The following is an 11,615-nucleotide window of genomic DNA, read 5'->3' as shown; positions in this document are numbered from 1 at the left end:
AACTGACTTGACGAACCGTATTTCGTTGGTCATCGTAATGAGCAGCAATGATCTTTGGTCGGACCATTTTGCAACATAACTCTCTCTATTAACGAACGTCCCCAATGACTTCGCTGGTTCGGCCTGTCCTATCGAGCATCCTGTGCTGCATGATTGCCTTCGGGCATGCACCAGCATGGTTGCACGTGGCCACCTGCGAAGGTCATTCCCACGCGAAAGCCTGTGTCTCCAGCGACAGTGTTTCCAGCGAGAAAACGGAGCCGACCTGTTCGCACTGTTGTCATCATCACCATGATGATGATGCATCCGCAACCGACCAAGATCGTCTACGAATTGCCGGTGACGACGGCTCACATCACGAGCACGATTCTGACAACTGTTTGATCTGCCAATCGCTTGCCAGTCCCTGCGGCGTAACCTGGCAATTAAGCCTGCCGATCGTAACAGGCTTAGTTTCTCAGCCCGCTCTTTTGCCAGCCGAGTCCGTGTTCGCGTCGGCTTCTCTTTCGATCGCGAATCCACGCGGTCCACCAGCGTTGGCTTAGGCTCAAGATGTTGAGATAGGCTTTCTGCTTGTCTTACTTGATCGAGACAGCTGAATGCTGTTTTGAGGGTATCTCCACCACAGTTGGGATGGATTGCTGCGCGGCTTTTGCGTGCATTCCTCCCTAATAGGCTCACGACTTCAGATGTCTCGCCGCGCGCGGTGTGACCGGTCACCGGTCCGACCAAACCCGATCGGTCGTGCCTGCGCGGTGGGGCTTCTTTTGCAAATCAAGGCTTTCGGTGCGCCACAAATCGCGGCCCCTCCCACTCCGCTCTGGCATCACAAAGGAATGGCGTTTCGAAGCTGGCGTGATGCTTGCGAACGAGTCCGCGAAAGCGGGCTCGATCGGTGATCCAAGTGATCATCGTCGATAAAAACCACGATCACGGTTACAGTCCGCCGCCGCAAGATCTTGTCGTCAAACTTATTTCATAATGGATGATTCTGGATGGCGTAGTTTGATACGGCACTCACAATCGCCGCCGCGTCGCAATCGTACAAGTCAGCACCGCCAAACGGATTGAGTTCAATAAGATGATACTCGCCTCCAACTTGACAAACGTCCAAAACATACACCGGGCAAGGTGACGGCATCGACGATGCCACTTCGTCAGCTAAATCACGGGCTTTGACGTCACCCCCACTGTCGACCGCACGCCGCGTGCCCGCGTCGTACCCGCTGCCGGCAACAACTCGCCCCTGAACCACGACAAACCTCCACTCACGGCCAACCTCGACCACTGGTGCAACAATCACTGGTAGCGTGTCTTCTTCGTAGTAGAATCCGTGGTCGAGTGCTTTCAACGAAATCGAATCGACATCCAGCACCCGACCGCTAAACGGTTTTAATGGGCTGTCTGGCCGAACAAAGACGCGATCCAGGCAACCGATTCCGGCAGCCACGTCGGTCGCATTGGCAATCAACTCATTCGCTGGCAAACACCGCCAATCCTGATGCATTAACCAACGACTTGCTCGTGGATACCACGCCGTACAGCAAAACTCATTTACCGGACAGAATGAACCTGGATTCCCAATTGCTTTCATCTCGATGACGGCAGCATTGCCGAGCGAGCCGTGAAAAATGACGGGAGTCTCTGGATCAAAATCCGGCGGCTCATGCAGCCACCAATCATCCTGCGAATCGACAATTCGGTGGTCCGCGTCGGAAATGGCCTTTCGCAACCTCCCGTGGGAATTGGGAAACACGTCCGATTCAAGAATCCAGGTTACCGAGGTCATGGTGTTTGAACTTGTTTGAATTTTCGCCGAAGATGCAAAGTTTTCGCCAATTGATTGACGCGTAACGACCGAGTAGGGTTCGCACGAAGCGGGATTCCTGGCGCCGTCTTAGCCACCGTTGGGTTGACGCTCACTCACCGAAGAAGCCAACACGTTGACCGTCATCTTGCTAACCTGTGCAAAGAACGCCTGAAACCACAATCAATCATTCCTCCTTCACCGCTCCGACTTCGTCCGTTCACCATGACTGATTCAGAAAAACAAAACCTCATTGAATTGCTTGATTCGCTTGTGATGGCGGCGGTTCCGAAAGCGACCAAGGTTGCGAAGTACGGTGGGACGCTCTACACGTTAAAGCCCGACGAGAAGGAAGGGCAGTTCTGCGGCGTGTTCCCGTACAAGACTCACGTGCAGCTGTCGTTCGCCAAAGGAAACGAACTCGCCGACCCGGATGGGTTACTCGAGGGCGGCGGAAAGTTTCGCCGGCACCTGACGTACAAAAGCCTCGATGATGTCGATGCAAAAGTCGTCAAGCGTTTCACCAGAGGATCGAGCAAGCTTTGACAGTGTCATGGTCATGCGATTGATCGTTCACAAGTCGCCGATCGTGGAGGCGTTGGATAACTGACCTGTTGCGGAACCACGTCGAACCGATCACCACGCCTCGGTAAGTGACATTGTGAATGTGAGGCGGTGAGGAAAATCCGTCCACGAATTTTACGAGAAACCCCATCGCCTGCGTCCCTGCTCGGGCGCCCCAAAGCGTTGCCGCTTGCGGGCTGGCGTCGCCGCGAGGCGGGTTGAGCTGCGTCCACTCAGCTTCCGAAGCCAAGACCACGCTAGACGTTGACTTGGTTGCTTGCTCTTGAGCGACGCCGTCAGATGCGGATGCAAAAACGCCGATGGCAAACGCGAGCAGTAGCGAAGCTGTGGTTCGGGAATAAATCATTGGTTGAACCTTAATGAATGTTCATTTTTGGGATTGCCGTAGTGGACGAGGCAACGAGTCCCTCCCACATTTTTCGTAGTGGACGAGGCGAATTTGCGCAAAGCCGTCTTTAATTAAATCCGTCAAGCACATTCTTACCAATCGCTCGACTACTCTCTTGCTCGGCGTGGGCCTTTTTGAGCGAGTCGACGCTGATCTTTCCGAGATTGTTATTTACGGTCGAAATCAGCGTGCCGTCGTCAACCAATTCCGAAACTCGATTCAATAGCTGGTGTTGTTTTTCGATGTCATCGGTTTGGAACATCGAGCGGGCAAACATGAACTCCCAGCTAAAGCTCAGAGCTTTCGGCTTACCCGATTTGATGTCCAATGTTTCCGGATCGTCAATGAATGCGACGTGACCGCGCGGCTTGATCAGTTCAATGATTGCCGGAAAGTGACCAGCCGTTCCTGTTAGCGACGCAACGTAGCGAGGCTCAAGTTTCAGTGCCTTCAGTTGATCGACCAGTGACTCGCGATGATTGATGACGTGGTCGGCCCCCATCTTCTGAACCCAACGGACCGTTTCTGGACGCGACGCCGTGGCGACGACGGTCAGTCCGGTGAGCTGTTTGGCAAGCTGGATAAGAATCGACCCAACACCACCAGCGCCGCCGATCACTAGCAGACTCTCACCGTTGCCGTCACCTTCCTTCACGGCCAGTGAGTCGAACAATAGCTCCCACGCCGTTATTGACGTCAGTGGGAACCCAGCGGCTTCGGCAAATCCAAGCGACTTGGGTTTCTTGCCGACGATCCGTTCGTCCACCGCGTGTAATTCCGCGTTGGTGCCCGGCCGCGTGATATCGCCAGCATAAAAGACCTCGTCACCGACTTTGAACTTGCTGACCTCGCTGCCGACCTGTTGCACTACTCCAGCGGCGTCATAGCCAATGATCTTGGTGCCGCTGTCAGGTTGTTGATTCTCGCGGACTTTGACGTCCACGGGATTGACCGAGACTCCTCGCACTTCGACCAACAGATCGTGAGGTCGCAGTTCGGGTGTTTCTGCTTCAACTTCGACCAATGAATCAGCGGCGTCGATTGGGCCGGCTTGCGTGTATCCTATCGCTTTCATTTTTTCTCTCCTGTTTGGGTAGTGGACGAGGCAACGAGTCCCACGGATAACCCCGCCCCGCTGCCTAAGATGATCTTTTTTCTTGTCTTTTTGGGATGAAATCACATGCTCCGCGACAGGGACTCGCTGCCTGGTCCGTTACGCGAAGAACCTCTACGTTCTCATCAGGCCATCTTTTCGTAGAAAGGATATGACCTTGTCGAAGCGATCCCAATAATCCGCAACGAACGGACGCAGTTCGGGGTATCCAGGCACTAGACATCCGGTGAATCTGTACGATGCAAACGTATCCGGCTCGACAAGTCCTGCGCGCTCAGGATTTCTGGCGATGTACTGGCACGTATTTTGGAATTCGGTATCCCGACGCTCTTCGTCGGTGAAAACGTGATCGTAAGCCTGATCCTGAAGGTCAAAACCGATCCTTTCCAGTGATTCGTTGCATCTCGGACGGAAGTGTTTCATTGCATTGAGCTGATCGCTTCCATCGCAAAGTCCCATCCATACCATGTGAATATGATCGGGCATGAGACAAAACATCGGGCAGGCTAGACCGTATCGGAACAGAGTATGCGTCAGCAATTCGCGAAAGCGATATAGGAACATTGCAGATAGCCATCCCCGCTTTCGCTCGACCATGGTGAGAGTCCAGTGAACAATCGCATCACCTTGATAATGCTCTCGCTCAAGTCGCCTAAGATGATCTCGTTTGTTCATAAGTCCTCCCTTATGCAACGTAGTGGACGAGGCCCGCTCATTCTCTGCCAAAATGGGACGTAGTGGACGAGGCCCGCTCATTCTCTGCCAAAATGGGACGTAGTGGACGAGGCTACGAGTCCTTTCCAATCTCTGCCCAAAAAAGGACTCGCTCCGCCAAAAAAGGACTCGTTGCCTCGTCCAATACGAATATCTGTCAAAACAGGGACTCGTTGCCTCGCCCACTACGTCTCGTCCAGTACCTTAGCGGTAGGCTGCTTGCGACCTGCCGCGAAATCATTCCCTTAGCTCGCGAGCGACGGTCAGGTAGTAGTTGCGTGCGGTCGCGTTGACCATGTTGCCGGCAAGTTTAGTTAATGCGTCGGCTTTGATTTGCTTCGCGTTCTTGTCGTCAGAGTCGATCGCAAGCAAGTGATCGGCAAGTTGTGCAGCCCATTGGTTATCGTCCGCAGCCAGTGCTTCGCGGGCAGATTCCAAAAGCTTGTCGATTCCGCCAGCCAGCTTTGCGACCCGCTCGGCTTCTGCCTTGGGCGGCAGCGGAAACAAGTTTGATGGATTGCCGTCAAACCAGCCGAGGTAGTAGTTGAAAGTCGTGCGGACGCCCCAGTCCGGATGTCCGTAGAACGGTTGCAAGTATTCTTTGCTCGCGAGCTCCTCAGGAAGTTGCACATACTCAACCAACTCGTCCGGCGTTAGTCCTTTGTTGATTCCTTCCACCGTTTTGTCGTGGATGAACTGCACCGCGTCGCGGTAATCGTTCAGAACTTGCTTGACTTGTTCTGCTCCGAGAATTGGATTGGTGTGACCGCCGACCAAGGCAACAGCATCGATGTCGGCCATCTTACCGAGGCTTTCGGCCCACAGCCGCGTGCTGCGATTGGGAGTGCCGCGAATCGCGTACAGGTTCGGAAATGATCGATAGAAATTGTCGCCCGCGAACACGACTTTGCTCGCCGGAAACCAGACGAACAATTCATCGTTGGTCTCGCCCGGAGCGGCAACGAGTTCGACTTCCACTCCGGCGACACTGACCGTTTTTCGATCGCCGTCAAGGAAATGAGTCGGCATGGTTTCTCTGCCAGATGAAAAGACGGCTCCACCGCGTCGGGGGTATCGGGCCGGTGCGACACCGTTGTTGATCCGCTGCTCGGGCGGCAGCTTGAATCCGGCTTGCCTCGCACCGCGAACGTTTTGAAACGTCAGCCCGCCGGCTTTCCACGGACCGGCTTCGCTGCCAAAGTTTTCGTGTGCCCAAATCTGCGGTCGCTCGTCACCGAGAAACGCCGCCGCACCGCCTGTGTGATCGCCATGGGCGTGGGTAAAGATGATCGCCTTGACCGGTTTGTCACTGAGCTTACGGAATTCATCCATGATGCGAGTGCCATCCTCAACCGACATGCCGGTGTCGATGATGACCAGTCCATCATCGCCTTCGATCATCGAAACGTTGGCCGGGCTGAAGCCGACGGCAACGTGGACATTGTCAGCGACTTTGACAACTTGTTCTTGGAATTGGGCGTTCTGGTTTCGCAGCCGCTCAGTAGCACCGGTCACTTCTTGAGCAATGCCGACACTGGCACCAGAAAGCACAAGGCAGAGAGAGAAGATGATTTTGTTCATGTGATTATTCCTTTGAAATTGGTTGTCGTGGAAGAGGCGACGAGTCCCTCCACCCTGAAATCGAAACACGGACTCGTTACCTGGTCCACGACGGTGAACCGTCATTCGAAAGTTTGGCGTGCCAATAAGTTCGCCTGCATCTTTCGCAGAACGTTTCGCGTCACTTCCAGCTCCGACTTCGAGATGCCCTTGAGTGTTGTTTCTCGCAAGTCGTCTAACAGCGGCAGGACGGTTTGAAGTTTCTGCTCGCCGCGGCGAGTCAATCCGACCATCACGATCCGAGCGTCTTCACTTGACTCGCTTCGCTGGACAAACTTCTGCTGGACGAGCCGATCCAACTGACGTTTGACCGTCGTCGGATCACGAATCATCAGCGACGCCAACTCGTTCATGCTCAGCGGCCGGCCGGCATCCAGCAAACTGATCAATGCTTGCGTTTCCTCCGGTGAAAACGGCCACCCGGCACGCTTCAGCACCGCAGCCATTGCAGAACGAATCAGATAAGCAACTCGCCCGATCGCGAATCCGGGCGAGGACTCCGAGTCAAAGTGCATGTTCGCCTCCGGATGAATCTTGAATCGAGACGGTGGTCGGTTTCGCAAAGATCGGACGATACCAGTCAAAGTAACAGTAGATCAGCAGAGCACACGCTGCGAAATCGGGAAGCCCGACGACCAGATATTGATGGGCAAAGAAGATCACGTACAACAAGATATTGAACGCATACGGCAGCGACATCAGGATCGCCAGCGGCGCTGTCCGCGGGAAGAACATCAGCCCACCCGCGACCGTCTTCAGAAAGCCAACCCAAAAGATCAGATAGCCTGTCTTCTCAATCGCGAGCATGAATTGATCGAGTTCACTTGGCGGATCGCCAACCGGATACCCGTTCACGCCAAACCCCATCGTCATGATCCCCGTGCCGAACAGGAAGAGTGCAAACAGTATCCGCACGACGAAGGCGAGACGTGGAAGTCGAACGCTGCGTTTTTCAGGTGGAGGCATATCAATCGGTTCAGTAGTGGACGAGGCAACGAGTCCTGCAGTACCAGACTCGTTGCCTCGTCCAATACGCAAGCCACATACCTGTATATTACAGCCATTTATCCGCCAGTCAATGCTTTGGGAGAAAAAAGTGGATACCGGCTTACTCCATCCAATATTTTGGATGCTCTAAAGCCTTTGAGCAGCGAACGGTTCGAATTTCGCGGAGGTAAATTAACAGTATCTGCTTGCCCCCATACGGGGCTCGAACCAGCCATCAAAGCGACGCCCCAAAGGCGAACGAAGAATGAATTGCGAGTAGTGAGTTTCAGCAGGATCACTTCCTTTTCTCTGGGTTTCCGCTAACTCGAAAAATCGTCATCGATTGACGCCACGATTCGAGTAAACGCCTCCCGGAACCTCGTAATGTTGTGGTCTCGCAGTAGTATCTTGCCATTGGGGCCAACCAGGACTAGGCAAGGCTGTATATGCCGCGTGAGGTAATCGGCGGAAATGGAGGAATGGCTTCGGATCCACGCTACCGGCCAGTCGATCTTGACCTGTTTCGTATGGACTTTGAAATCGGGCTCCCATTGCTCTGGATCGGTGTACAGACTGATCATCGCACAGTCCTCATTGTCGCGAATCAGGTCGTTATGAAGTGCCCGCAAACTCGCAAGTTCCAGTCTACAAAGCTCCGAATGCATCATCCAAAAGCATAACACGACGACCTTACCCCGCTGGTCGGAGAGCCGGAATGTCTCACCGTTGATCGTCTCGACTTTAAACTCCGGTGCCCCGTCGCCCACTCTTGCCGGCCTATACGTTGACGGAGTATCGGAGTGTGCCACGGTCGGCAGGGCGTCAGGTCGAGCTTTTTCGATCAGCTCCTGACTCGCACTCCGGGCGACTTCGGCTGGAATGACGTAGGTTTCGGTTTCGTTGTTGGCCGCCGAAATGACGATACCCGTGACTTGACCCGATCGATCCACCAGCGGACCTCCGCACATTTCCGGAAGAACGAGAATGTCCGTGCTATAGACGCAAGGAAATCCGGTGAAGCGTCCACTGGGATAGAGTTCGCCGGCCATCGGACTAGTGAGCCCATCAAGCTGGAAATGAAGTCGTACCGGCTGGCCGTCTCGCTCGACCATCGCAAGCATCTGATCGCCCACAATTTTGCCGGGAAGACGTCCATCGTTAGGCCCTCCATTCAGTTCAATCAGGCTCTTAAAATTCGGTGTGGGCACGTCATCGATCTTCGTGACAATATCCCCCTTATGAAACGGATTGGCAAAGAACTTCTCAGACCTGCCAACTTTCCATACTCTTGCCACGGGATCAGTTGACTGCAGTTGGACTGACCCAATGATGGTCCCTCTCTCTGCGGGAACGTCACGACTTGGATGAGAAACGATGCCCACGGTTCCAGGCACCTGCCGGCTTCCCGTAGCTGCAACCATCGTGCCCGAGAGCGGGATGCCGCGGTCACTCCAGCGGATTTGTGGCAACTCGGTACCCGATACTTTCAGAATCGCCAAGTCGAACTCGTGCGACGTCCCGTGTAGCTGGGCTGGCAACTCCCGTCCATCCGCCAGCCGAATGGCGACGTTGCCGAATAACTCACTCGACTTGGTAAGAACCCAACCTTCCGAATCGACGATCGTTCCTAGAACCTTCTGCTCTCCGTCGCAGAGCACTTCGACCGCGACGGTGGGAGCGTCCTGCAGCGAATCGTAGAACGCAGCCTCGATTTGCCCCAAGCCTCGCTTCGGCGTTAGCTCGACGCGGCTGAGGGCTGGACGAATAGACGCCACGCGATCATCAGCCTCATCGTCCGTAGGCGATTCGAAACGTTTCGTCTCCGTTAAGTCGTTCCAGTATCGCTCAAACAGTTCGATCCCTACATGACGGGTGCTAGCCCTCGTTAAAGCTCCACTACCTGAACAAACACCGATGAGCCCGCCGTCCAGGTCGAAGAGGCCACCGCCGGAGTCTCCTTGCTTTACGCGACAAGAACTAACGACCACCCAGGGAGCGGCATCTGCGAGCACGATCCTTCCCATGCGGATGGTAGGAGTGCGATCGCTTGCGGGAGCTTCGATGTTCGGATACCCAATTGCAACACAAGGCTGCTCAGGTTTCATCTCCGTCGATTTTCCAAATGCGACGTGCGGCCAGGGGCCAGTGACCGAAATTTTAAAGAGCGAGATGTCCAAGTTATCGTTCAAGCCGTGCATCCGCGCCGGAACAATGCGGCCGTCGGAAAGATGAACGAAGACACGTTCACCGGGAGACATGCCGTGATGCGCACAACTGACAACGTAGCCGTCCGCAGTCGCGATGACGCCACTCCAGCCTAGGTTGTCTTCTAGTTTTTCCGTGATTTTCACAACGGCCGGTGTGACCGTCTTCAAAACATGCTGGACACGCTGCTCGATCGACTCCAAATCATCATATCGTCGTTCGGCACTGTCCAGCTCGGTACCTCGCGTCGGCTTTAGCCGAAGCGTCACACTCCCACCAAGAAATATCAGGGCAATTAAAAGCAGACGCACGTTTACACTCCGTTTGGAGAAAACAAAATAAACACATGCCGTGAATTTTTCGGCCATACCACGGCGGTCGCTGACTCACCTGATGTTCGCCACCACGATAATCCTTGTCAAATGACTAGAGTTACTTATTTCGATCTCGCGGTGGCAAACGGCAAAATATCTTGCAAAGCGTAGTTGAACCACTTTCAAACTTCTAAAGATTCCATCCGGAACGACTTCCAGCGTCACGGCGTCCACCGCTTGGTGACGGTGGCTACCAATCAATCGACGCGAGTTCACTTCATCAGACCAATATTCACCCGCGTAAGCCGCCCGCGAACGAGAGCGATTGGTTCGCGAGAAATGGCATGAGAGTTGCAAGGTCCAAAATCGTGAGATGACCACAGGCGGAGTGTCCGCTGCTCGATGAACTCCCCATCCCGATGATTCGCAACAGAGAGATGGATTCGCAACAGAGAGATGTTCGATGGATGCCGCTTTGATCGACTTGACGAACCGAGGAGTTCGCTTCACGTTCCTTGGGGAAGCTTTTCGAAGTCGGCAAAAAATCCCGAACGAGGACATCGTCGATATCAACTTTAACCAAGTGGAGATCTCTGATGCCGACGTCGAAGCGCTGCTGCCGCTTTCAAATCTCGAAGGGATCAGCTTCTGGAAGACCGGCATTTCGGATCACGCGATCGAGTTGATTGCGCAGCTCCCTAAGCTCACTCGACTCAACCTGTGCGGGACGCAAGTCACCGACGCATCGGTGGGCATCCTCGTCGGCATGACGCTGAACTACATCGATGTCGCCGACACGCAGCTCACTCCGCAAGGAGTACAAACGCTGCGCGCGGGATTGCCTCATGCCGAAATTCTCGCATAACAGCCCGTCGTCGGCCACGGCTGCTCACCACCGAACAAATCCGAGTTGTCAGGATGCGAGTGCAACTCGCAGTAGACCGCGATGTGGTCGGAGCAACGTTCTCGTTCATTCGCTGAGAGCCTCTCCGATTGGCGTGCCGACTCGCTGAACCTTTGGTGAAGATCCATCAGCGGTCCATCGTTTCGCATATCACCTTGTGTGATCGCTACGATGTAATCGTCGCCAATCGGACACTCGGTGTTTTGCACCGATCGGTATCTATTGTGGCAACTCCGGCAGCGGGTACACCGGGCGAATCTCCACCGTCCCTTTTTTTGCGGGCGGAATCCTGGCGGCGATGGCGATGGCTTCGTCGAGATTCTCAACGTCGATCAAGTAGTAGCCACCCAGTTGCTCGGTCGTTTCTGCGAACGGCCCGTCGGTGATTTGCCTTCGACCCTCGCGGACTCGGACGCTTGTCGCTGTCTCGACAGAATGTAGCGGTGACGAAGCGATCCACTTGCCCTCGGCTTCCAATTCTTTGCAGATTGCCATCGACTCGATCATACACTCCTTGCGTTCGTCTTCCGTCCAGCAGTCTTCCCGTGTGTAGATTAGCAGCATGTATTTCATTTCAGACCTCGGTCTCGGTTCGTTGGTTTGGTTTGCCAATGGCAAGACGGAAGATGTCAGGCTGCCGCAGCCCGAGGGCAATCCACGCCAGGACACCCAAGATGATCGGGACGAAGAACGCTTCGCCCACGCGGACATGCGTTGCCGTCGCCCCGCCCAGGTAGGCCGAGAGCAGAATTGTGGCGACGAATGCGGTGCGAGGAACCAAGAATAGAACCGCGATGACCACCTCGACAATACCGATCTTGAACATGACGCCCTCGTCCCATCCCATCTTGGCAAACATTTCCGTCTTGCCTTCCCACGATGTAAACTTGCCACTTGCACTTGCGCCTATCAACAACAGTGAGATAAGGACACTTAATCCCCACCCCGCTGTACGCAGCTTTTTTGAACCGTTCATC

Annotated in this window: 13 protein-coding genes; 3 read left to right on the top strand and 10 right to left on the bottom strand. The window is 54.5% G+C overall.

Features of this window, described 5'->3' with window-relative positions:
- Positions 1-104: 104 nt before the first annotated feature.
- A complete protein-coding gene (locus ABD971_RS09755) occupies positions 105-545 on the top strand; it encodes a DUF2946 family protein (protein WP_345321575.1) in 441 nt (146 codons plus the stop codon).
- 431 nt (positions 546-976) lie between these two features.
- Here ABD971_RS09755 and ABD971_RS09750 read toward each other — a convergent pair whose 3' ends face one another.
- On the bottom strand, positions 977-1,789 hold the full coding sequence (locus ABD971_RS09750; RefSeq protein ID WP_345321573.1) for an ATP-grasp domain-containing protein: 813 nt from the start codon (positions 1,787-1,789) through the stop codon (positions 977-979).
- Positions 1,790-2,032: 243 nt separating this feature from the next.
- On the opposite strand from ABD971_RS09750, the gene ABD971_RS09745 reads away from it, so the two are divergent.
- Positions 2,033-2,353 carry a DUF1801 domain-containing protein gene (locus tag ABD971_RS09745; protein WP_339940517.1) on the top strand — a complete coding sequence of 107 codons (321 nt, stop codon included), beginning with the start codon at positions 2,033-2,035 and terminating at the stop codon, positions 2,351-2,353.
- Here ABD971_RS09745 and ABD971_RS09740 read toward each other — a convergent pair.
- The 7 genes from ABD971_RS09740 to ABD971_RS09710 form a co-directional block, all read right to left on the bottom strand.
- The gene (locus tag ABD971_RS09740) at positions 2,328-2,738 is read right to left on the bottom strand and encodes a DUF4437 domain-containing protein (RefSeq protein WP_345321570.1); all 411 of its coding nucleotides are present in this window, start codon (positions 2,736-2,738) and stop codon (positions 2,328-2,330) included. The two genes, ABD971_RS09745 and ABD971_RS09740, sit on opposite strands and share 26 nt — an antisense overlap.
- Before the next feature lie 109 nt (positions 2,739-2,847).
- Entirely contained in the window at positions 2,848-3,855 is a 1,008-nt protein-coding gene (locus ABD971_RS09735) for a zinc-binding alcohol dehydrogenase family protein (protein WP_345321568.1), read from the bottom strand.
- A 153-nt stretch (positions 3,856-4,008) separates the two neighbouring features.
- The gene (locus ABD971_RS09730) at positions 4,009-4,569 is read right to left on the bottom strand and encodes a hypothetical protein (RefSeq protein ID WP_345321566.1); all 561 of its coding nucleotides are present in this window, start codon (positions 4,567-4,569) and stop codon (positions 4,009-4,011) included.
- Between the two features lie 276 nt (positions 4,570-4,845).
- The gene (locus ABD971_RS09725; RefSeq protein ID WP_345321564.1) at positions 4,846-6,189 is read right to left on the bottom strand and encodes an alkyl sulfatase dimerization domain-containing protein; all 1,344 of its coding nucleotides are present in this window, start codon (positions 6,187-6,189) and stop codon (positions 4,846-4,848) included.
- A gap of 101 nt (positions 6,190-6,290) precedes the next feature.
- The gene (locus tag ABD971_RS09720; protein ID WP_339940528.1) at positions 6,291-6,743 is read right to left on the bottom strand and encodes a MarR family winged helix-turn-helix transcriptional regulator; all 453 of its coding nucleotides are present in this window, start codon (positions 6,741-6,743) and stop codon (positions 6,291-6,293) included.
- Positions 6,733-7,194 carry a hypothetical protein gene (locus ABD971_RS09715; RefSeq protein WP_345321562.1) on the bottom strand — a complete coding sequence of 154 codons (462 nt, stop codon included), beginning with the start codon at positions 7,192-7,194 and terminating at the stop codon, positions 6,733-6,735. Before ABD971_RS09715 ends, ABD971_RS09720 begins: the two co-directional genes overlap by 11 nt.
- A 341-nt stretch (positions 7,195-7,535) precedes the next feature.
- Positions 7,536-9,731 carry a trypsin-like peptidase domain-containing protein gene (locus tag ABD971_RS09710; protein WP_345321560.1) on the bottom strand — a complete coding sequence of 732 codons (2,196 nt, stop codon included), beginning with the start codon at positions 9,729-9,731 and terminating at the stop codon, positions 7,536-7,538.
- Between the two features lie 466 nt (positions 9,732-10,197).
- On the opposite strand from ABD971_RS09710, the gene ABD971_RS09705 reads away from it, so the two are divergent.
- Positions 10,198-10,599 carry a leucine-rich repeat domain-containing protein gene (locus ABD971_RS09705; protein WP_345321558.1) on the top strand — a complete coding sequence of 134 codons (402 nt, stop codon included), beginning with the start codon at positions 10,198-10,200 and terminating at the stop codon, positions 10,597-10,599.
- 258 nt (positions 10,600-10,857) lie between these two features.
- Here ABD971_RS09705 and ABD971_RS09700 read toward each other — a convergent pair whose 3' ends face one another.
- Both ABD971_RS09700 and ABD971_RS09695 read right to left on the bottom strand, forming a co-directional pair.
- Positions 10,858-11,211: a YciI family protein gene (locus tag ABD971_RS09700; RefSeq protein WP_339940535.1), complete on the bottom strand. Its 354-nt coding sequence runs from the start codon at positions 11,209-11,211 to the stop codon at positions 10,858-10,860.
- 1 nt (position 11,212) lies between these two features.
- The gene (locus tag ABD971_RS09695) at positions 11,213-11,614 is read right to left on the bottom strand and encodes a DoxX family protein (protein WP_339940537.1); all 402 of its coding nucleotides are present in this window, start codon (positions 11,612-11,614) and stop codon (positions 11,213-11,215) included.
- Position 11,615: the final 1 nt, after the last annotated feature.

This window comes from Novipirellula rosea, from assembly GCF_039541335.1.
Taxonomy (GTDB): domain Bacteria; phylum Planctomycetota; class Planctomycetia; order Pirellulales; family Pirellulaceae; genus Novipirellula; species Novipirellula rosea.
Note: the sequence above shows the minus strand (reverse complement) of the source record. Positions and strands in the feature narration are given on the sequence as shown.